Consider the following 21,223-nt stretch of genomic DNA (forward strand, 5'->3'; position numbering starts at 1 on the left):
GCTTGAGGCGAAAGCGCCGCACGGCGGGGCGCGGCCGCCGTCCGGGCCGTCGCCGGCGCGGCAGGGGGGATCTCATCCCTGGCACCTCGATTCGCTGACCGGGATTCCGGTGGGCGGCGCGCTGCCGTCCTCGGTCTTCACGCCGGACACCTTGGCCTCGCAGAGGTAGAGGTTGAGCCAGGATCCGTATGACGCGATCCGGGTGACGGCCCGCATCTTGTCCGGGGTCCTGGTCAGGAAGTTCTCGATGGTGGGAGCGCTCTCAACGAGGTTCGAGGACAGCCGGCCCAGTTGTTTGATGTCCTCCTTGAGCGGGGCCCTGCCGTCCTGGAACAGGCCGGCGGTCACCGTGGTGAGGTCACCCATGGCGGCGATGGCCTCGCCGAGGGGTTTGCGGTCCCCGGCGAATCCGGAGACCAGCTTCTGGAGGGTGACCACCAGGTCGTTGAAGCCCGCCTCACGGTCGTTGACGGTGCTCAGGACGGTGCTGAGGTTGGTGATGACCTCACCGATCACCTTGTCCTTGGCGGCGACGGTGGTGGTCAGTGAGCCGATGTGCCGCAGGAGGCTGTCCACGGTGGTGCCCTCGCCCTGGAGGACCTGCACGATGGAGCCGGCCAGCTGGTTGACGTCCTTGGGCGAGAGCCCTTCGAACAGCGGCTGGAAGCCGTTGAAGAGCTGGGTGAGGTCCAGGGCGGGCGTGGTGCGTTCCAGGGGGATCGTCGCGCCGGGTGCCAGCGTCGCCCCGACCTGGCCCGTGCCCCGGCCCAGCTCGACATACCGCTGCCCCACCATGTTGAGGTATTTGATGGCGGCGGTGGTCGTGCCGGGCAGGGTCTGGCCGCGCCGCACGGAGAACGTGACCTGGGCGAGCCGGTGGTCCACGACCCGAACCTGGTCGACCTGGCCGACCTTCACGCCGGCGATACGGACGCTGTCGCCCTCGATCAGGCCGGTCGTGTCGGTGAAGCGCGCCCGGTAGGAGACGGTGTCCCCCACACCGGTGTTGGCGATGGACAGCGCGAGCACAGTGGTGGCGAGCGCGGTCACGAGGACGAAGACCAGGGACTTGACCAGGGGCCCCGCGATGCTGCGACGGTTCACCCGATGCTCACCTCCGCTCCGCGCAGAGCCGGCCCGACGAGCAGACTGCTCCAGTCCGGCAGGGACGTGGCGGACTCCTTGAGGCCGGGCGCGAGCAGCTCGTTCACCAGCTGGTTCTCCTGCGGCGAGTTCGGCAGGCCGAGACCGGTGTTCGAGGTCCCGGCCGGGTTCGTGTCCGTATGCGTGAGAGCGCTCTCAGCGGGGAGCGGGGCGCCGAGGTAGGGCACCGGATAGCACTGCGGGCCGCCACCGGCGGTGTACGCGGGGGTGTCGCGTCCGGGCACGTACGTGCCGAGCGAGGGCACCGTTTTGACGCTGACGTGGAGCCCGGGTTGGCCGGTGCCCTTGCCGAGCGCCTTGTCCATGGCGGGCACGAAGCCGGCCAGCGTCCGCAGGGTGCACGGGAAGGACGGCGCGTACTTGGCGAGGAGTTCCAGGGTCGGTCGGCTCACGGCGCTCAGCCGGATGATGTTGTCCTTGTTCTGCTGGAGGAAGGCCGTGAGGTCCTGGGCGGTTGTGGTCGTCTGCCCGTAGACACCCAGGAGTTGGGAGCGCTCATCCACCAGGGTGCCCGTGGTGGTCGTGGCGTCGGTAAGCGCTCTCAGGATGTCGGGGGCGGCGTCGCTGTAGGTCTGGGTGACCTTGACGAGTTGCACCAGGTCGGCGTTGAGCGTGGGCAGCTCGGGGTTGAACTTCCTCAGGTGCGCGTCCAGGGTGGCGAAGGTGTCGCCGAGCTCGGTGCCGCGTCCGCGCAGCGCCTGGGCGACAGCGGAGAGCGTGGAGGAGAGTCTGTCCGGCTTGACGGCGGTGAGCATCGGCAGGACGTGGTCGAGGACCTGCTCCAGTTCGATGGCGTCGCGGGACCGGTCCTGGGGGATGGTCGCATCGGCTGAGAGCGCTCTCGTGGACGGGTTCGGCGGGGGTACGAGCGCCACGAACCGTTCGCCGAACAGGGTGGTCGGCAGCATCTGCGCCCGCACGTCGGCAGGGATGTGACTGAGTCCCCCGGGCCGCAGAGCGAGGGTCAGTCTTGCCCCGTCACCGTCGGCGCTGATGGCGCGGACCTCGCCGACGACGACGCCGCGCAGCTTGACCTCGGCGCCCCGGTGCATCTCGTTGCCCACGCTGCTCGTCAGCACGGTCACCGTGTCCGAGCGGGTGAAGTCCTTGTTGTAGACGGCTATCGAGAGCCAGATGAGCAGCGCCGGCACGAGCAGGAAGACGACCCCGGCGAGGCGGCGGCGTACGGTACGCGCGTTCATCCGGCCACCTTCACGGTGGTGGTGGCGCCCCACAGGGCGAGGGAGAGGAAGAAGTCGGTGACCGCGATCAGCACGATCGCGTTGCGCACCGAGCGGCCCACCGCCACGCCGACTCCTGCCGGCCCTCCGGTGGCGCGGAAGCCGTAGTAGCAGTGGGCCAGGATCACCATCACGCTGAAGATGAGCACTTTGAGCACGGAGAGCAGGACGTCGGTCGGGGAGAGGAACAGGTTGAAGTAGTGGTCGAAGGTTCCGCGTGACTGGCCTTTGAAGAAGACCGTGGTCATCCGGGACGCGAAGTAGGAGCTGAGCAGCCCGATCGCGTACAGCGGAATGATCGCGACGACCCCGGCGATGATCCTGGTGGTGACGAGGTAGGGGAGGCTGCGGATGCCCATGCCCTCCAGGGCGTCGATCTCCTCGTTGATGCGCATCGCGCCGAGCTGGGCGGTGAAGCCCGCGCCCACGGTGGCGGAGAGCGCGAGTCCCGCGACCAGCGGGGCGATCTCGCGGGTGTTGAAGTAGGCGGAGACGAAGCCGGTGAAGGCGGCGGTGCCGATCTGGTTGAGCGCGGCGTACCCCTGGAGGCCGACCACCGTGCCGGTGAACAGGGTCATGGCGATCATGACGCCGATGGTCCCGCCGATGACTCCGAGGCCGCCGCTGCCGAAGGCGACCTCGGCAAGCAGCCGTTGGACCTCCCTGAGGTAGCGCCGCAGGGTGCGCGGGATCCACAGCAACGCCCGTACGTAGAAAGCGAGTTGATCGCCGGAGCGGTCGAGGAGGCTGAATGGGGTCATCGGTCAGCCGCCCTTCGGGGGAACGATCTGGAGATAGATCCCGGTAAGGACCATGTTCACGAAGAAGAGCAGCAGGAAGGTGATGACCACGGACTGGTTGACGGCGTCGCCGACGCCCTTGGGGCCGCCGCGCGGGTTGAGCCCCCGGTAGGCGGCGACGATGCCGGCGATGAATCCGAAGATCAGCGCCTTGATCTCGCTGACGTACAGGTCGGGGAGCTGGGCCAGGGCGGAGAAGCTGGAGAGGTAGGCGCCGGGGGTGCCGCCCTGGAGGATGACGTTGAAGAAGTAGCCGCCGAGCGTGCCGACGACGGAGACCATTCCGTTGAGCAGCACGGCGACGAACATGGTCGCCAACACCCGTGGCACGACCAGGCGTTGCACGGGAGAGACGCCCATGACCTCCATCGCGTCGAGCTCTTCGCGGATGGTGCGCGAGCCCAGGTCGGCGCAGATCGCGGAGCCGCCGGCGCCCGCGATGAGCAGGGCCACGATCAGGGGGCTCGCCTGCTGGATGACGGCGAGGACGGAGGCGCCGCCGGTGAACGACTGGGCGCCAAGCTGCTGGGTGAGGGAGCCCACCTGGAGCGCTATGACGGCGCCGAACGGGATGGAGACGAGGGCCGCGGGCAGGATGGTGACGCTGGCGATGAACCAGAACTGCTCGATGAATTCGCGTAGTTGGAAGGGCCGGCGAAAGACCGCCCGGATGACGGCGGCGGCGAGGGCGAAGAGCCGTCCGGTCTGGCGGAACGCGCCGAGTCCGGGAAGCGGCCCGCGTGGTGGCCGGGCCGGCGGGGGCGTGGGTGGGGGCGGCGTCCTTTCGGCCTCCATCGTCATGGGGTGGCCTCCCGCACCGGCGCCGGGCCGTTCTCGATGGCGCGACGGGCCGCGGGCGGCAGCTGGTCGAGCATCGCCATGACGCGCAGTTTGCGGCGCAGCACCGCCTGGCGTGCGGGCAGCCCCGGCGAGGGCTCAAGCTGCGGGACCAGCGGGCGGGGTGAAAGCCCGGTTCGGGAAGGCGAGTTGAGCTGTTCCTGGGCGAGGGTCGCCGCGTCCTTCTCCTCGGACATTCCGATGGGGCCCTCGCGGCGTCCGCTCAGGAACTGCGCGACGACGGGTTCCTCGCTCGTCAGCAGCACCTCACGCGGGCCGAAGGTGACGAGGTTGCGACGGAAGAGCATGCCCATGTTGTCGGGGACGGTCGCCGCGATGTCGAGATTGTGGGTGACGATCAGCATCGTCGCGTCGATCTGCGCGTTCAGGTCGATCAGGAGCTGCGAGATGAACGCGGTGCGCACCGGGTCGAGCCCCGAGTCCGGCTCGTCGCACAGGATGATCTGGGGGTCGAGTACCAGGGCGCGGGCGAGGCCGGCGCGTTTGCGCATGCCGCCGGAGATCTCCCCGGGAAGCTTCTCCTCGGCGCCGAGCAGTCCGACCATGTCGACCCGCTCCATGACGATGCGACGGATCTCGGATTCCTTCTTGCGGGTGTGCTCACGCAGCGGGAAGGCGATGTTGTCGAAGAGCGACATGGATCCGAACAGCGCGCCGTCCTGGAACATCAACCCGAAGAGTTTCCGCGTCTCATAGATCTCCCGCTCGGGGCTGTTCACCATGTCGACGCCGTTGATGAGAACCCGGCCGCGTTCCGGTTTGAGGAGACCGATGAGCGATTTGAGGAAGACCGTCTTTCCCGTGCCGGAGGGGCCCAGCATGACGCTGACTTCTCCTGCGGGGAGGGTGAGTGAGACGTCCTGCCAGATGTTCTGCTTGCCGAAGGACTTGGTCAGATCCTCGACCACGACTTCAATTCCCATCCCACCTCCAGCAGGCATGCGCGACGTGCGTAGAGCGACGCGAGATCACCAAGGGGCGCACGGTAAGGTGCGCGGCGCCGCCGAAACAAGATCCCGGAGGGCCGCATTCGTCAATTCCTCTTTCCTTTGTCACTCGTTGACAAGTTCCGGCGTCCTCCTGATCCCTGACTGCGCAGCAATTGAGCGGTCAGGACGCAGGCAGGACGGGGTGGCGCGTCCAAGGAGAGCTGAGGGGCGCCGCCCCCGCCCCGACGAGCCGGCCTGGATTGCAAAGCGATGCGGGCCAGGGTGGTTTGCCCCGGCCGGTCCCGGCCTTCGGGGGTGTGGCCGGGAGAGCAGGGGCGCCGAGCGGGCGGGGCCCGGGTGAGCTGTCCGGACCGGCCGCACACCGGACGCTACGGCTGGGTAACCTCGCTCTGCAATACCAGTTCCAGAAGTTTCCGCGAGCCCTCACCCGGCCATCGGCAACTTGTCATTTCTCGCGCATTTACCCTGGGTAAGTTGTCACTCCGTGATGATTTCACCTGTAACCCCGCGTGCGGCCTTCTCTCATGGGGAGCGAGCTGGGAAGTTCGGCACGCGACGCCCGTCCCGCGTCTCTCCATTGCGCACCAACCGACAAGAAAGAACGGCCGGTTACTCACCTGCGGCACAACGCAGGGCCTTGCTCGGCACAATCTTGAACGGCAGGATTGTGCGCCCATGTTTCCCGCAAGTAACGTCCGCGTCGTCACGGATCGTACGTGGCTGAATCCGTATCCGTAGCAGGTGAAATCGGAGGATATCGCTGTGCGAAGCACCCTAGGTAAGATCGCGCTGGTATGTGGCGCCGCGAGTGCCGCGTTCGCCCTGGCGACCGCGCCCGCCCTGGCCGCGTCGCCCACTCACTGGGTCATCGGCCCCAACTCGCCGGAGAGTTTCACCGCCACTTCGAGCGATGTCGTGCTCTCCATCAACGGCATCGACATGACCTGCACTTACGCGGACGCGGGTGGCAGCCTGCGGAGCGCGACCGGCAACCCGGCCGCGGTGGGCAGCATCAACCCCGCGCACTTCGGCAGTTCGAGTGAGCCGTGCACCAGCTTCCTCGGCACGGTGGACACCGTGGCCAACACACCCTGGACGCTGAACGTGACCGACTACAACGCGGGCACCGGTGTCTCGCAGGGATACATATCCGGCGTCAACGCCCGTGTATCGGTGGCGACTTGCGCGTTCACCGTGACCGGTACGGCGCACGGCACGTACACCAACTCCACCGGCGATCTGGCGGTGGCGGCCAACCCCACCGAACTGACGGTGTCGGCGCCGACGGCCGGCTGTGCGGGTGTCGTCTCCGCGGGTGACCACCCGTCGTTCAACGGCGACTACTACGCGGTGGTCAGCGGCACCCGCACGCACCCGACCATCGTCGGCTCGTAGTACCGCATGGCGCAGCGCGTTCGCCCCGGGCCCGCCCGGCCGGCCGGCCCACGGCCTGTCGGGCGGGCCCCCAGACGCGGCGCGGGCGCCCCCCCATCCGCCGAAGCCGGACGGTGGCTCCGCGTGGACTCCAGGAAAGGGAGCTGAGTGAGTGGAGCTGATCGCGACGTGACGAGGACCCGGGGCCCCGGCGGCCGTTGGCAGACCGTACGCGGCCGGGGCGCGGTCGCGGCGGCGACCGTCGTGCTGGCCACCATCGTGCCGGGCGCGACCGCGGCGCTCGGGGATCAGCAGGTCAGCACCGATCTCGCCTACACCTGCGCGTTCCCGGGCGGCGCGCGGCCGGTGTCGGTGCGCGTCGCTGCCAAGTTCCCCGAGCGGGCCGCGCCGGGTGTGGCGATCCGGCCGGCCGACGTAGCCACACGGGTGACGCTACCCGCGTCCGCCGTCGCCGAACTCACCGCACTGCACGCGGCCACGACGGGAGCGAGCATCCGGCTGACGACGCGGGTGGCGCAGAACGGCGCCGACGCCACCGCCCTGTGGCAGCTGAGCGCGCCCTCGGTCCCCCTCCCGCCCGCGGGCGACGCGGTCCTCACGGCCACCGGCGAGGTCCCCACCATCACCGCCAACGACCCCGGCGACCTCATGGTGACGGCCACGGCTCTCACGCTCGACTTCCAACCGGTCACCGTCGAGGGCCGCGCCACGCAGCCGGCGACCCTGTCGGTGTCGTGCACGAGAACCCCGGGTGGATCGGACCAGCTGGCCAAAGTGCCGGTGTCCAACGGCACTTCGGGCTCCACACCGTCGTCGGCGCCCGGCGCCTCGATGCCGAGCCCCACGGCCGCCGCCACCCCGCCGCGCCCCTCCCTCGCCGCCCCGAAGGTCGCCGCCCCCACGGCGGGAAGCGCTCCCCCCGCCGCCGTGCCCCCGTGCCACGGCGACACCGCCCAGCCCCTCGCCCTCGCGGCGTACGTCACCGGGTACTCCAATGTCACCAAGCTGAACGGCGCCTCCCTGATCCCCGTGTACTGCGCCCAGATCGTCCAGGGCCCCAACCAGCTGAAGCGGATCGAGGTGAGACCCGGCGTCTTCGAACTCCATCTGCTCCAGAAGTCGCAGGGCCGGCTCGACTACCAGGGCCGCGCCCAGACGCCACCGGCCCCGGCCACGTTCTTGACCTTCGGGTTCATGCCGACCACCGCGACGATGACGCTGGAACAGACCGGTCCCATGTCCATCGACTCCGATCTCAACAACACCGCCGGGCACGGCGAGACCTACATCAGGGTTCCGTTGACGCTGCGCCTGAGCGACGTCAAGGTCAACGGCACACCGATGGACGTCGGCACCAACTGCCGTACCACCGGGCCCATTTACTCGCAGGATCCTGACCCGTCGAACAACACCAAGGACCACATGGTTCTGCTGGGGCAGCTCAAGAAGGGCAAGGACACCGTCTGGCGCGGCTACTCGCTCTCCCGGGGCGGTCCCCTGGACGGCGAGGTGACCATTCCGCCGTTCACCGGTTGCGGCGTGGGCGAAGACCTCAGCCCGCTGTTCACCGCATCGGTGTCCGGGCCCGCCAACACCGTGAAGCAGAACCAGGGAGCGCCGTGCGCGTCCGGCATCCCGGACGACCCGGCCAAGCTGTGCACCCCGGACAAGCAGCCCACGACCATCCCGCCGCCCCTGCGCTGACTTCCGGCCAACTCCGGTTCGGTATCCAGTTGTTGGCGCAGCCGCCCATATCCGTACAGGACGTCGCGTGTCGGGACGTCCAGAGGGGACGACTCCATGAGACCCGTATCCAACCGCCTGAGCGCCGCACTGCTCGCCACCGGCACCGCCCTGACCCTGCTGGGAGCGGTGGGACCCGCCTCCGCCGACACCGCTTCGGCGAGCCAACTGGCGGGTGACTGGGCCCCGTTCACCCGGTGTCCCGTGGACGACCCGGCCATGCTCGCCGCCGACGGTCGCGCCGACATCGTGCAGTGCATCGCCTCCCACTCGCCCGGCGGCTCCATCAAGCTCGGAAACACCGAAGTCACCACGGGGGCAAGCGACTTGCAGGTCGGAGTCATCCAGCACTCGGGCGGGACATCCACACTCGTCGCTCCCGCCGGCGGCGCGCTGGTCGCCGACCCCGCCGACATCCCCGGCGGGCTGCTCGGCCTGATGTGCCCCAGCGACATCCCCGTCGTCAGCGGCATCTGCCAGGGCATCACCAACGCCAGTCTCAACCGGGTGACCGCCACCATGGAATCCGTCGGTACGCCCAGCGACTTCCAACTCACCGCCGGCGCCACCTCCGGTCAGCCGATTCTCGCGATCCCGGTCCGCATCCATCTGCAAAACCCGCTCCTCGGCGGCTCCTGCTACCTCGGATCGGCGGCCCACCCCATCGTTCTGCGCCCCCAGAACGTCACGGTGCCCAAGCTCGGCATCCAGCGTTTCGACGGCAACGGCACGGCCAACACGGCCGGCGTCATGAACCGGCTCAGCCTCACCGGCGCCGACCAGACGGACACCACGTTCGCGGTGCCCGGGGCAAGCGGTTGCGGCCTCGCGGGCCTGCTCGACTGGGCGGTGAACCTCAAGACGGGCCTCCCCTCGGCGGGCGGCCACAACAACCTCGTCCTCAACAACGCGTCCACCTACCTCGCCGGACTGCACGCCCCCGGCACGGTCGTTCCCAACAACGGCAAGCTCCTCTCTCAGTACTGGCATTCGGCGGCCCAGTGACGTCTGCCACCACCCGCGCGCGGCGGCCCGGCCGAGCTCCGGCCGGGCCGCACCGGAATCGGCCGACAACCGACGCACCCTGAGCCCGACGGCGCCCCAAGTGTTGTCCCTGACACGGCAGTTGTTCTAGGTTCAGCAGTCCGCCAAGGTACGCACCTGCCGGTCGATGGGAGCGCTTTCCCCATCGGTCATCCCCCCACCGGAGCGCCGTAGTGCAAGGGGAGTGAGATGCCCACAGCCGCGCAGTCATCGGACACCCAGGAGCCCTTGGGACCGCTCCCACAGGAGTTCGCCGCGATCATGCGCCCCGAACTTCCGGGACTCCTCAAGGAGATCGGCGCGGAGGTCACGCGCGCCTACCCCGAGTACGCCCGGTTACTGGAGGGCCCCTACGGGGAGGCCATCAGGGTCGGAGTGGAACAGAACCTCACGGTCTTCGTCGACCAGGTCGCCTCCCCCAGCGCGCCCTCCGCCCTCCGCGACGAGATGTGCCGGCGCTTCGGCCGGTTCGAGGCCTACGAGGGCCGGAGCCTGGAAACGCTCCAGGGGGCCTACCGGCTGGGCGCCCGCGTAGCGCTGCGGCGGGCCAAGAAGATCGGCCGGCGCTACAACCTCTCCCCCGCCCTGATGCTCAGCTTCGCGGACGCGCTCTTCACGTACGTCGAGGAATTGGAAGCGCTCTCACGGGAGGGGTATCTGGAGGTAACGTCCTTCTCCGGCGAGCGCTCCGACGCGCTGCGCAGACGGCTGCTGCATCTGATCCTCGCCGGCTCCCCAGTGCCCCGCGCCGCCATCGCGGAACTGGCCGACCGCGCCCGCTGGCCACTGCCCGAGCGGGTCACCCTGATCGCGCTCCGCTCCGGAGCCGGCCTCACGCGCGCGGCGTTGGACAACGATGTCCTGGTCGACTCCGGCGAACCGCGCCCCCACCTCCTGGTGCCCGGCCCGGTGGACGAGACGCGAAGACGGATGCTGGACGCCGCTCTGCACGGGTCCTGGGCCGCGGTGGGGCTCGAGGTCCCCATCGGCGACGCGTCCGACTCCCTTCGCTGGGCGCGCCAGGTCCTCGACCTCGCGGCGGCGGGCGTCATCGAGAGCGAGTCCGGCCGGCTGTACTGCGAGGACCACCTGGTCACGCTCTGGCTGCGCTCGGATCCGGCGCTGCTCGAACACCTCGCCCGTCGCGAACTCGCCCCTTTGGAAGCGCTTACACCCGGCCGGCGCGACCGCCTCATCGACACCCTGCGGACCTGGCTCGCGACCCGTGGCACCGCCGCCCACATGGGCGAACTCCTCGCCGTGCACCCGCAGACGGTGCGCTACCGGATGCGCACCCTGGAGTCCATCTTCGGCGACCGGCTCGCCGACCCCGAACACCGGTTCGCCACCGAACTAGTGCTACGCGCAAGGGACCTCTGCCACCGGGATCGCCCGTGAACTTGCCCCGATCGGCGCCATAATCATCCGAATCACTTCGAAAACAACGGATAAATATCGTCAAGTACCAGGGCAGGTGCGAACCCGCCGCTCGATATGCCCGTCTGGATGGGCGGATGTCCGAAGGATGTCCGTACCACCCGCACTACGCCAGAGGCATACCGATGTCTTCGCACCTGCCGGCCGTCTTCCGCGGCGCAGCCGCCCCGCACCCCCGCACCCTGCTCGACGTACTGGACGCGACGGCGGCCGCCCACCCGGGCGCACCCGCACTCGACGCGGGCGGCGAGCGGCTGACCTACCAAGACCTCTGCGACCGGATCACCGAACGCGCCGTGCGGCTCACCCGCCACGGCATCGGCCCCGGCGACCGGGTCGGCATCCGTATCCCGTCCGGCACCTGCGATCTGTATCTCGCCATCCTCGCGGTGCTGCTGTGCGGCGCGGCGTATGTGCCGGTCGACGCCGACGACCCCGATGAGCGCGCGGCGACGGTCTTCAGCGAGGCCGGGGTGTGCGCCGTCATCGAGGCGGGAGAGCGGATACTGCCGGGGTCCACGGCACCGCTCGGCGCCCGCTGGCGTGCCGCGCGGCCCGAGGACGACGCCTGGATCATCTTCACCTCCGGTTCGACGGGGCTGCCCAAGGGCGTGGCGGTCACCCACCGTTCGGCCGCCGCGTTCGTGGACGCGGAGGCACAACTGTTCCTGGCCGAGCGGCCGTTGGGGCCCGGGGACCGGGTCCTGGCCGGGCTCTCCGTCGCGTTCGACGCCTCGTGCGAGGAGATGTGGCTGGCCTGGCGGCACGGCGGCTGCCTGGTTCCGGCGCCGCGTTCGCTGGTGCGGGCCGGCCATGAACTGGGCCCCTGGCTCATGGAGCGCGGCATCACGGTGGTCTCCACGGTGCCCACCCTGGCCGCGCTCTGGCCGGACGAGGCGCTGGAGGACGTACGGCTTCTGATCGTCGGGGGCGAGGCCTGCCCGGGCGCCCTCGCGGACCGGTTCGCGGTCAAGGGCCGTGAAATGTGGAACACCTACGGCCCCACCGAGACCACGGTGGTGGCGACAGCGGCCCGCATGATGCCCGGGGAGCCCGTACGCATCGGACTGCCGCTGGCCGGCTGGGAGTTGGCGGTCCTCGACCGGGCCGGAAACCCCGTCCCCTACGGCGGCGAGGGGGAACTGGTCATCGCCGGGGCGGGCACCGCGCGGTATCTCGACGCCGCCAAGGACGCCGAACGGTTCACGCCGCTCGCCCTCCTCGACACCCGGCGCGCCTATCGCACCGGAGACCTCGTGCGCGCGGAAGCGGCTGGTCTCGTCCACCTCGGGCGGGCCGACGACCAGGTCAAGGTCGGCGGGCGCCGCATCGAACTCGGTGAGATCGACGCCACGTTGAGAGCGCTTCCAGGCGTGCGCGCCGCCGCCTGCGCGGTGCGCGGCACCCCGGCCGGGGGACAGATCCTGGTGGGCTACCTGGTACCCGAACGGGAAGGATTCCGCGCCGATGAGGCACGTGGCATCCTCACCGAACGCCTCCCGGCCGCTCTGGTGCCGCTGCTCGTGGAAGTGCCCGATCTTCCCACGCGCACCTCGGGCAAGGTCGACCGGGACGCGCTGCCCTGGCCGCTCCCCTCGCAGCGCGGCCCCCTCACCGCCGCCGAACAGGACGGCTCCACCGCCGCGCGGCTCGCCGGGGCGTGGGAGCGCATGCTGGGCGTGCGCCCCGAGCCGGACAGCGACTTCTTCGCTCTCGGCGGCTCCAGCCTGAGCGCCGCACGACTGGCGTCCGAGCTGCGTGAGCACTACCCCGGCGTGTCCGTCGCCGACCTCTACCGCCGGCCCCTGCTGCGGGACATGGCCCTGCACCTGGAATCACTCGCCGCTCCCGCCGCCGAGAAACGCACGATCCAGCCGGTGCCGCGCAGCGCCGGAGTGGTCCAACTCCTGGTGACAGCAGGCCTGTTCGGCGTCGCCGGACTGCGCGGGCTGATCGCGCTGGCCACGCTCGACAACATCATGGGCTGGCTCGCGCCCCAGGCCTGGGCGCCGCACACCTCCTGGTGGTTCGTACTCATCGGCGCCGTGGTCCTCCTCAGCGCGCCGGCCCGCTTCGCCATCGGCGCGGCAGCCGCGCGTGCGCTGACCCGGGGAGTGAAGCCGGGTGCCTATCCCCGGGGCGGGCGTGTCCATCTGCGGCTGTGGACGGCCGAACGCGTCGTGGCGGCGTTCGGCGTCTCCTCCCTGCTCGGGACACCCTGGGCCCGTCTGTACGCGCGTTCACTGGGCTGCCGGGTCGGCAAGGGCGTCGCCCTGCACGCCATGCCCCCGGTGACCGGTCTTGCCACGATCGGCCGGGGGGCGAGCGTGGAGCCCGAGGCCGACATCAGCGGCTGGTGGCTGGACGGGGCGACGCTGCGCATCGGCGCGGTACGCGTCGGGGACGGCGCCCGGGTCGGCCACCGCAGCACCCTGATGCCCGGCGCGGTCCTCGGCACGGACGCCGAACTCGAGCCGGGCGCCTGCCTGGACGGCCAGGTCCCGCCCGGCCGCCGCTGGCTCGGCTCACCGGCCCGCCAGGCCGAGGCGTACGAGCGCGTCGCCGGGACCGGCTGGCCCGCGCCGCGTCCGGAACGCTCGCGCCGCTGGGCCGTGGCGTACGCGCTCTCCTTGACCGCGCTGCCGCTGGTCTCGCTCCTGTACGCCGCGCCCGCGCTGGTCGGCGTCTACTACCTGGTGCGTTCCTGCGACACGCTCTCAGCCGTGGCGGTACGCCTGCTGGTGGCCGCGCCGCCCATCGCGGTGGCCACCACCCTGCTCTCCATGCTGACGCTCGCGGCCCTGGTACGGATCCTCGGGCGGGGCCTGAAGCCCGGCTTCCACCCGGTGTGCGGCGGCGTCGCCTGGCGCGCCTGGCTGGTGACGCGCCTGGTCGGCGGCGCCCGAGGCAGCCTCTTTCCCCTGTACGCGAGCCTGGCCACCCCGGTGTGGCTGCGGCTGCTCGGGGCCCGGGTGGGACGGCGCGCGGAGATCTCGACGGTGCTGCCGCTGCCCTCGCTCCTGACGGTGGAGGACGGCGCCTTCCTCGCCGACGACACCCTGATGGCGCCGTTCGAAGTCCGTGGCGGCTGGCTGAAGTTGGGCAGGGCACGTGTGGGACGGCGCGCCTTCGTCGGCAACTCCGGCATCGTCGGCCCGGACCGGGGGGTGCCCGACGGCGCCCTGATCGGCGTGCTGTGCGACGCGCCGGCCCACAGCGAGCCGGGCAGTTCCTGGCTCGGGCGGCCGGCCCTTCCGCTGCCGAGAGTCGCGGCCACGGGCGACCCCGGACGCACCTTCGACCCGCCGCGCCGGATCGTGCTCGCCCGCGCCTCGGTCGAGCTGTGCAGGGTGACGCCCCTGATCTGCTCGGTGCTGCTCGCCGAAGCCGTACTCATCGGCGAGCAGAGCGCTCTCAACCGGGGCGGGCTCCTGCTCGCCGCGCTGGCGGGGACCCTGCTCCTTGTGGGTGCGGCCGCCGTGGCGGGCCTGACGGCGACCGCCGCGAAGTGGGCCCTGGTCGGCCGGTTCAAGGCCGGCGAGCACCCCCTGTGGTCCTCCTTCGTGTGGCGCAACGAGCTGTACGACACCTTCGTCGAGTCTCTGGCGGTGCCATGGATGGCGAGCTCTTTCACCGGAACGCCGGTCCTCAACTGGTGGCTGCGCAGCCTGGGGACCCGCATCGGACGCGGGGTGTGGCTGGAAACGTACTGGCTGCCGGAGACCGACCTGATCACCCTGGGGGACGGGGCGAGCGTGAACCGGGGGTGCGTGTTGCAGACCCATCTCTTCCACGACCGGATCATGCGCCTCGACGCGGTGCGGCTCGCCGAGGGCGCGTCGCTCGGCCCGCACAGCATCGCGCTGCCCGGGACCGACATCGGCGCCAGGGCCTCGGTCGGCGCCGCCTCACTGGTCATGCGCGGCGAGAGCGTACCGCCGGACACCCGCTGGGCGGGCAACCCCATCGCGGGTGAGCAATCAACGCCCGCGCGTACCCAACTGCCCCTAGGCGAAAATAAGTTGACGGCACATCAGGGCACCCCGCCCCGCGAAGGGAGCGCCGCGTGACCCGGTACAGCCGGCGGTCCCTGGTCCGGGTCGCCGCCCTGTCCACGCTCGGCGCACTCGCGGTCGCGGACGAGTCGGCCATTGGCCACCGGGACCGCTACTTCCCCCAGCACGGCTCCTACGGGCACGACACCCTCGCCTACGATCTGCGGATCGCCTACGATTCCACAAGCGGCCGCCTCGCCGGTACGGCGCTGATCCAGGCCGTCGCGCTGCGGCCCTTGGAGCGGGTGGAGCTCGATCTGTTCCGGCTCAACGCCCAGGCGGCGCACATCGACGGCAGGGCCGCCCGCGTCCGGCAGCGCCAGGGCAAACTGTATCTGACGCCCAGTCAACCGGTCGCGGCCGGGGCGTCGTTCACGACGAAGGTACGGTACGGGGGGCGGCCAGGACCGATCCGCTCGCCGTTCGGAAGCATCGGCTGGGACCGTACCGGAGACAGCCACGACGGCACCCTGGTCGCCTCTCAGCCACTCGGGGCGCCGTCCTGGTTCCCCTGCAACGACCGGCCCGACGACAAGGCGGCGTACACCTTCCGGGTCACGGTGCCGCGCGACCGGCAGGCGCTCGCCAACGGAACGCTCACCGAGTGCCGCAGCGAGGGCGCCACCGATGTGTGGACCTATCACCACCCCGGGCCCATGGCCACCTATCTGGCCGCGCTCTACACCGGCCGCTTCCAGCACGACAGCGTGCTGGCGCCCGGGCTGCCGGGCGGCAGGTCGATCCCGGTGCACAACGCCTATCCGTCGCGGCTCGCCGACGCGGCCCGCCACGATCTGGGGCGCCAGCCCGACATGCTGCGGCACTTCTCGCACCTGTTCGGGCCCTACCCGTTCGAGGCGTACGGCGCGGTGGTGGTCGACGCCGACCTCGGCGCGCCGGTCGAGAACCAGACCCGCTCGGTGTTCGGCCGCAATCACATCGACGGGCGGCGCGGCTGGGAGACCCTGGTGGCCCACGAGTTGGCGCACCAGTGGTTCGGCAACAGCGTGGGCATCCGCGAGTGGCGGCACATCTGGCTCAACGAGGGGTTCGCGACGTATGCCGAGTGGCTGTGGTCGGAACACATCGGCGAGGACAGCGCCGACGAGATCGCGCGCCGGGAGTGGTGCGGTCTCGCGCGGCGCGGCCAGAACCTGCGGCTCGCCGAGCCGGGCCCGCGCCGCATCTTCGACGACCGGCTCTACACCCGGGGGGCGTGCACCTTGCACGCGCTGCGTCTGACGCTGGGCGACGACCGGTTCTTCGCGGTGCTGCGCGGATGGCACGAGGCCCGACGCGGGCGGATCGGCGACACCGTCGCGTTCATCGCTCACGCGCAGGCGATGGCGGGTGACGAGGTGCGGCCTCTGCTCCAGATGTGGCTCTACGAGAAGAAGCTCCCTGAACTGCCGCAGCCGGTGGCCAACTGACGTGCCATCAGGTGCGCGTTTCGTCAGGTGAGGGACCGCCCCGGCGAGGCGGCGGGGCCGGGCCGGGCTGGGGCTGGGGCTGGGCCGAGGCCGGGGTGGGGCCGAGACGAACAGGGGCGAGTCGGGGTGGGGTCGAGCCGAACAGGGCCGAGTCGGGCTGAGCTCGGGGGTGGGCTGGGCTCGGGGGTGGAGGTGGGGGCGTCGATGGACGGGAGGGCGGACCACTCGTGCCATCGTCTGGAAGCGCTCTCAGCGCGCTGTCGTCGTATACAAGACCTTTACCTACGCGCGAACTTCTGGCTGCTTCATGGCATTTCGCCGTATATATGACCCTTGCCGGATCCCCCATGCCGCCCCTTACAGTGCGCTTGGCCACGACCGGCCGCTTTCACGGTTCTCAAGGGAGGCTCACGTGCGACTGCCGCGCACCGCACACCGAGGGCTGTTCGCGGTGCACGTGCTGCGGGGCCAGGCACAGGTGCCGTTCATGCCGAGCGCCGTGACCGGGGCCATCTTCACCGTCGCGCTCTTCGTCGCGGGATGGCAGTACGGCCTCTACGGTCTCCTCGGCACCGCGCTCGGTACCGGCACCGCGCAATTGCTCGGCGTGGACCGGAGCCGGGTGTCGGCCGGCCTGGAGGGGTTCAACGCCTGCCTGGTCGCGGTCGGCTTCGCCGTGTTCCTCGGGCCCCAGTACCTCTCCACGATGGTCCTGGCCGCCGGCGGCTGCGCGGTCGTCACCGTGATCACCGCGGCCTCGACCACCCTGTTGCGCGGCTGGGGTCTGCCCACCTTGACGCTGCCGTTCTGCCTGACGGCGAGCGCGATGACGATCGCGGCGCCCGGGTTCGAGCGGGTGTGGCACCACGGCCCGGGGACGGCCGAACTGAGTCGCGCGGCCGAGGGGTCGGTCGCCCTCGCCGTCGACGACGTGGGACGCGCTTTCTTCGCCAACATCGCTCAGATCTTCCTGATGCCTCAGTGGTACGTGGGCCTGATCCTCCTGGTCGGCATCTTCGCGGCCAGCCGGACGGCCGGGGCGATGGCCTGCGTGGGAAGCGCTGTCAGCCTGGTGACCGCCTGGGCGCTCGGGGCGCCCACCGCCCGGATCGTGGACGGCACCATGGGCTACAACGCGGTACTCGTGGCGATGGCGCTGTGCGGGGTGCTGCTGGCCGCGGACCGGTGGAGCCTCGGTTTCGCGGTGGTGGGCGCGGCGGTGGCCACCGTGCTGGGACCCGCCGTGAGAGCGCTCTCCGCGCCGGTCGGCGGGCACGCCTTCACTTGGCCGTTCGTGCTCACGACCCTGGTCTTCCTCGCCTCCGTACCGGCATTGCCCAGGCTGCACCGCACCGGGCCACACGTGCGGCCCCTGCCCGAACCGTCGACCGGTTCCGACGTCCTGCTGGGGGCCTGAGCCGACGTAACCGGTCACGACCCGTAGTGGCCGGGGCCTGAGCCCAGGTGACAGCGCGGGTCGCGACCGTGCTGGGGCCTGAGCCCGGCACCGGCCCCCCGGACGCCCTTCGCCTCGGCGCCGGACACCCCGGACGCCTTCCGCCTCGGTACCGGACGCCCTGGACGCCCTCCACCCCCAGCGCCGGACAGCCGACCGCGCGCTTCGTCCGCGGCAGGAGTAAGCCGCGCGTCCGCCGACCCGGCACCGGGCCCTTCGCTCCCGGCACCGGGCAGCCCGGGGGCCCCGCCGCCCTGGCACCGGTCGCCCCGGACGTCCCCCGCCCCCCGGCCAGCGGGCTCGGCGCGCCTCATCCGCGCGGCCTACACCGCATGCGCGCCACCTGCGGCGGTGTGACGCTGCCAGGGTGACCACTGCCAGCGCTACAGCACCCGTGTCCGCGCCACCCGTGCTCGATGTCCGGCAGCGGAACATCGTCTTCGGCACGATCATGCTCGGCATGCTGCTGGCCGCGCTCGACCAGACCATCGTTGGAACCGCTCTCCCCACCATCGTCTCGGACCTCGGCGGCGCCGCCCACATGTCCTGGGTGGTCACGTCCTACCTGCTGGCGGAGACCGTCGCCACCGCCCTGGTGGGCAAGTTCGGTGACCTGTTCGGTCGCAAGGTCGTCTTCCAGGTCTCCGCGATCATCTTCATCACCGGCTCGTTCCTGTGCGGGCTCGCGACGAACATGTCCCTGCTCATCGCCTGGCGGGCGCTGCAAGGCATCGGCGCCGGCGGCCTGATGGTGACCGCGATGGCACTGATCGCCGACGTGATCCCCCTGCGCGAACGCGGCAAGTACCAGGGTGCGATCGGCGCCGTGTTCGGTGTGTCGACTGTCATCGGTCCACTGCTCGGCGGGTCTTCACCGACCATCTGAGCTGGCGCTGGGCCTTCTACGTGAACGTGCCCATCGCCGTGCTCGTGGTGATCGCGGCGGCCCGTAACATCCCCTCGGTCCGCTCGACGGCCAAGCCCGTCATCGACTACCTCAGCATCGGCCTGGTCGCCGCGGGCGCCAGCGCCCTTATTCTCGCGACGAGTTGGGGCGGAAACGAGTACGCGTGGGGTTCGGCGACCATCATCGCACTGTTCGCGGTCGGCGTGATAGCGCTCTCATTGTTCTGCTGGGTGGAGACACGGGCCGCCGAACCGATGCTGCCGATGCGCCTGTTCCGCAACCCCGTCTTCACGGTGTGCTCGGTCCTCAGCTTCATCGTGGGCTTCGCGATGCTGGGCGCGATGACCTTCCTGCCCACCTATCTGCAGTACGTGGACGGCGACTCGGCCACCCTCTCCGGCGTACGCACCCTGCCCATGGTCGTCGGCCTGCTCATCGCGTCCATCTTCAGCGGCAACGTGGTGAGCAGGACCGGCCAGTACCGCGTCTTTCCCATCGTCGGCGCCCTGGTCATGGGGGTGGGTCTGTATCTCCTGTCCCTGATGGGGCCCGGGGTGGGAGCCTGGCTGGAATCGCTCTACATGTTCGTGCTCGGGCTCGGCATCGGGCTGTGCATGCAGGTCCTCACCATCGCCGTACAGAACACGGTCGACTACGCGGACCTCGGCACGGCGACGTCCGGAGTCACCTTCTTCCGCACGCTGGGCAGCTCGTTCGGTACCGCCGTGTTCGGCACGATCTACGCCAACACACTGAAGACGAACCTCCAGGACGGGATCGCCGCGGCGGCACGGGCCGGCGGGACGGACCCGGCGGCGCTCGCCCGGGCCGCGCAGTCCCCGACGGGCCTGCACCAACTGCCGCCGGCTTCGGCCGCCCCCCTGGTGAGGGCGTACTCCGACAGCCTCCACACCGTATTTTTGTGGACGGTGCCCGTCGCCGCCGTCGGCTTCTTGGTAGCGCTCTTTCTCAAGCAGGTCGAGCTGCGCGACACCGCGCGCTCCGCCTCCACCGACATGGGCGAGGGCTTCGCGCAGCCGACCACGGGCGACCCCGCCAAGGTGCTCGAACTCGCCGTCGGAAAGATCGTGCGCGGGGCGGACATGAACACGGCGCGGCGCATCGTGGCGGCCTCCGACACCCGGCTCGATGTGGCGGGAGCCTGGGCGGTCATGCAGGTCGAGCAGTACACGCGGATGGTCGGTCACGCCAGCCTCGGCCTGATCGCCGCGCGCCGCCAGGTGCCGCCGGAGGTGCTGGTGCCGGTGTTCCAGCGCATGGTGGACGAGGGCTTCCTCAGCCGCAAGGGCAGCTACTTCTCGCACACCCCCGCCGGGGAACGCGAGGTCGCCACTATCACCGACTCCTGGGCGGCCTGGCTGAACGAGCAGCTGGAGAAGGACCGAGGCCGGCCACGCAGCGCGGAGCTGCGGGCCGCCGCCGACGTGATCGCGAAGCGCCTGATGGCCGAGGACCTGGCGAACGGACTACCGGCGATCCACGAAAAGGCGTTCGCGTCCGTCCCCTCCTGAGAGACCTGAGAGCGCTCTCACCGGCGTTTCTCGTGTCTCCGCCCATTCCGTCCTTTCCGTGCGTTCCGGGTGTGCCGGGTGTGCCGGGGTGGCCTGGATGTGGCCGGATGTGGCCTGGATGTCGGCGTTCAGCCGTCGGCCGCTGAACGGCGCGGGGAGGCACGTGACCACTCCGTTCACACCGGCCGGGGAGCGCGTCCCGGGTCGCGTCGCGTCAGTCGCGTCAGTCGGCGAAGACCGCGTCCAGATAGACCCAGCTGCCCTCGACCCGCGAAAAGCGGCTCTGCTCGTGCAGCGATCCCGCCTCCGCGCCGTGGGTGTAGTGCGCGCGGAAGGTGACCGTGCCGGTGGAGTGAAAGGCGCTGCCGTCGGTGGTGCCCAGGATTTCCAGACGCGTCCAGCGCATGCCGGGGTCGAGGTCGAGGCGCGCGGGCCGAGTGTCGGGATGCCAGGTGCGCAGCAGATACGGGCCGTCCTGGACCGCGAACGCGCTGAACCGCGAACGCATCAGCGCCTCGGCGGTGGGGGCGGCGGCCGTACCCGCGTGGTAGCGGCCGCAACACTCGGCGTAAGTGGCAGACAGACCGCAGGGACAGGCCTTCGGGCCTGGGCTCTCGGCGGCGGGGCGTGCCGGACGTGCGGGACGTGCGGGACGCTTGGTGCGACGGGACATGGGTCCATCTGATCACAGGCGTACGGTTACGCCGTCCTCCTCTGCCGGAGTGGGTGGCGGGCACGATTCGGGCCCCGCCCCAGCCATGGCCTGGAGCGCGGCCAGCCCAGGCGCCGGGGCACGGCTCGGCACCCGGGCACCCCGGCACCCCGGCACCCCGGCACCCCGGCACCCGAGCCATGGGGCCGGCCCGGTGGCCCCGCGCTGGACCAGATCCGTCCCGGGTCCCGGGCTGGACCAGATCGGCCCGGCGCTCGGCGCTCGGCGCTCCGCCACGCCTGCCGGCTGGGCGTACGGTCGTGGCGTGCCGACTGAGGTCCGGCCCCAGTGCGCCGGGCGACCGGCACCGTCGCCCTGAGGGTTGCCGCCCCCCTGCCATCTCCCCCCGTTTCTGCCGCTTCCAGCCATCGCGCCCAGGGCAGCGTCAAGAGCAACTTCGCCATCCGCCGCTCGCTGATCGCGCTCTCAACCGCGTCACCGAGCGGCCCCGGCAGGCACCGGGCGGGCTGGGACGGGCCGGGCCGGGCCTTGCCGCCGA

At 70.7% G+C, this 21,223-nt stretch carries 13 protein-coding genes and 1 pseudogene; 8 read left to right on the plus strand and 6 right to left on the minus strand.

Annotation, left to right across the window (positions count from 1 at the left end; translation table 11 throughout):
* Window positions 1-72 precede the first annotated feature (72 nt).
* Genes ACFYM2_RS05760 through ACFYM2_RS05780 form a run of 5 tightly spaced genes read right to left on the minus strand, consistent with a single transcriptional unit; the run spans window position 73 to window position 4,986 of the window.
* Window positions 73-1,104, minus strand: coding sequence for an MCE family protein (locus tag ACFYM2_RS05760; RefSeq protein ID WP_388833646.1), 1,032 nt, complete (start codon window positions 1,102-1,104; stop codon window positions 73-75).
* Complete coding sequence (locus tag ACFYM2_RS05765) at window positions 1,101-2,366, minus strand: MCE family protein (RefSeq protein ID WP_388833648.1); 1,266 nt, start codon at window positions 2,364-2,366, stop codon at window positions 1,101-1,103. Before ACFYM2_RS05765 ends, ACFYM2_RS05760 begins: the two co-directional genes overlap by 4 nt.
* On the minus strand, window positions 2,363-3,166 hold the full coding sequence (locus ACFYM2_RS05770; RefSeq protein ID WP_358993490.1) for an ABC transporter permease: 804 nt from the start codon (window positions 3,164-3,166) through the stop codon (window positions 2,363-2,365). The genes ACFYM2_RS05765 and ACFYM2_RS05770 overlap by 4 nt, the downstream gene beginning before the upstream one ends.
* Window positions 3,167-3,169: 3 nt before the next feature.
* On the minus strand, window positions 3,170-4,006 hold the full coding sequence (locus ACFYM2_RS05775; RefSeq protein WP_388455931.1) for an MlaE family ABC transporter permease: 837 nt from the start codon (window positions 4,004-4,006) through the stop codon (window positions 3,170-3,172).
* On the minus strand, window positions 4,003-4,986 hold the full coding sequence (locus ACFYM2_RS05780; RefSeq protein WP_388455929.1) for an ABC transporter ATP-binding protein: 984 nt from the start codon (window positions 4,984-4,986) through the stop codon (window positions 4,003-4,005). The genes ACFYM2_RS05775 and ACFYM2_RS05780 overlap by 4 nt, the downstream gene beginning before the upstream one ends.
* 789 nt (window positions 4,987-5,775) lie before the next feature.
* Between ACFYM2_RS05780 and ACFYM2_RS05785 the strand changes: the two genes are divergently transcribed.
* The 8 genes and pseudogenes from ACFYM2_RS05785 to ACFYM2_RS05820 all read left to right on the plus strand — a co-directional run bounded on the left by ACFYM2_RS05785 (window position 5,776) and on the right by ACFYM2_RS05820 (window position 20,012).
* A complete protein-coding gene (locus ACFYM2_RS05785) occupies window positions 5,776-6,408 on the plus strand; it encodes a hypothetical protein (RefSeq protein WP_358993495.1) in 633 nt (210 codons plus the stop codon).
* Between the two features lie 168 nt (window positions 6,409-6,576).
* Entirely contained in the window at window positions 6,577-8,112 is a 1,536-nt protein-coding gene (locus tag ACFYM2_RS05790) for a DUF6801 domain-containing protein (RefSeq protein ID WP_388833652.1), read from the plus strand.
* Window positions 8,113-8,208: 96 nt separating this feature from the next.
* Window positions 8,209-9,156 carry a hypothetical protein gene (locus tag ACFYM2_RS05795; RefSeq protein WP_388833655.1) on the plus strand — a complete coding sequence of 316 codons (948 nt, stop codon included), beginning with the start codon at window positions 8,209-8,211 and terminating at the stop codon, window positions 9,154-9,156.
* 228 nt (window positions 9,157-9,384) lie between these two features.
* Window positions 9,385-10,593: a helix-turn-helix domain-containing protein gene (locus ACFYM2_RS05800; protein ID WP_358993503.1), complete on the plus strand. Its 1,209-nt coding sequence runs from the start codon at window positions 9,385-9,387 to the stop codon at window positions 10,591-10,593.
* Between the two features lie 164 nt (window positions 10,594-10,757).
* Window positions 10,758-14,702 (plus strand): Pls/PosA family non-ribosomal peptide synthetase, encoded by a 3,945-nt coding sequence (locus ACFYM2_RS05805; RefSeq protein WP_388833659.1) that lies wholly within the window; start codon window positions 10,758-10,760, stop codon window positions 14,700-14,702.
* On the plus strand, window positions 14,699-16,117 hold the full coding sequence (locus tag ACFYM2_RS05810) for a M1 family metallopeptidase (RefSeq protein WP_388455920.1): 1,419 nt from the start codon (window positions 14,699-14,701) through the stop codon (window positions 16,115-16,117). Before ACFYM2_RS05805 ends, ACFYM2_RS05810 begins: the two co-directional genes overlap by 4 nt.
* Window positions 16,118-16,529: 412 nt before the next feature.
* Window positions 16,530-17,534 carry an urea transporter gene (locus ACFYM2_RS05815; protein ID WP_388833662.1) on the plus strand — a complete coding sequence of 335 codons (1,005 nt, stop codon included), beginning with the start codon at window positions 16,530-16,532 and terminating at the stop codon, window positions 17,532-17,534.
* A gap of 406 nt (window positions 17,535-17,940) precedes the next feature.
* A pseudogene (locus ACFYM2_RS05820) lies at window positions 17,941-20,012 on the plus strand (MDR family MFS transporter).
* 223 nt (window positions 20,013-20,235) lie between these two features.
* Here ACFYM2_RS05820 and ACFYM2_RS05825 read toward each other — a convergent pair.
* Window positions 20,236-20,685, minus strand: a complete 450-nt coding sequence (locus ACFYM2_RS05825) for a YchJ family protein (RefSeq protein ID WP_388833665.1) — start codon at window positions 20,683-20,685, stop codon at window positions 20,236-20,238.
* Window positions 20,686-21,223: the final 538 nt, after the last annotated feature.

It is taken from the genome of Streptomyces sp. NPDC006711, assembly GCF_042869775.1.
GTDB lineage: Bacteria > Actinomycetota > Actinomycetes > Streptomycetales > Streptomycetaceae > Streptomyces.

Bases quoted from the DNA above. Each gene is read 5' to 3' on its own strand.
- ACFYM2_RS05800 (WP_358993503.1), top strand. From the start codon at position 9,385: ATGCCCACAGCCGCGCAGTCATCGGACACCCAGGAGCCCTTGGGACCG.
- ACFYM2_RS05795 (WP_388833655.1), top strand. From the start codon at position 8,209: ATGAGACCCGTATCCAACCGCCTGAGCGCCGCACTGCTCGCCACCGGC.
- ACFYM2_RS05780 (WP_388455929.1), bottom strand. From the start codon at position 4,986: ATGGGAATTGAAGTCGTGGTCGAGGATCTGACCAAGTCCTTCGGCAAG.
- ACFYM2_RS05770 (WP_358993490.1), bottom strand. From the start codon at position 3,166: ATGACCCCATTCAGCCTCCTCGACCGCTCCGGCGATCAACTCGCTTTC.
- ACFYM2_RS05765 (WP_388833648.1), bottom strand. From the start codon at position 2,366: ATGAACGCGCGTACCGTACGCCGCCGCCTCGCCGGGGTCGTCTTCCTG.
- ACFYM2_RS05805 (WP_388833659.1), top strand. From the start codon at position 10,758: ATGTCTTCGCACCTGCCGGCCGTCTTCCGCGGCGCAGCCGCCCCGCAC.
- ACFYM2_RS05825 (WP_388833665.1), bottom strand. From the start codon at position 20,685: ATGTCCCGTCGCACCAAGCGTCCCGCACGTCCCGCACGTCCGGCACGC.
- ACFYM2_RS05775 (WP_388455931.1), bottom strand. From the start codon at position 4,006: ATGACGATGGAGGCCGAAAGGACGCCGCCCCCACCCACGCCCCCGCCG.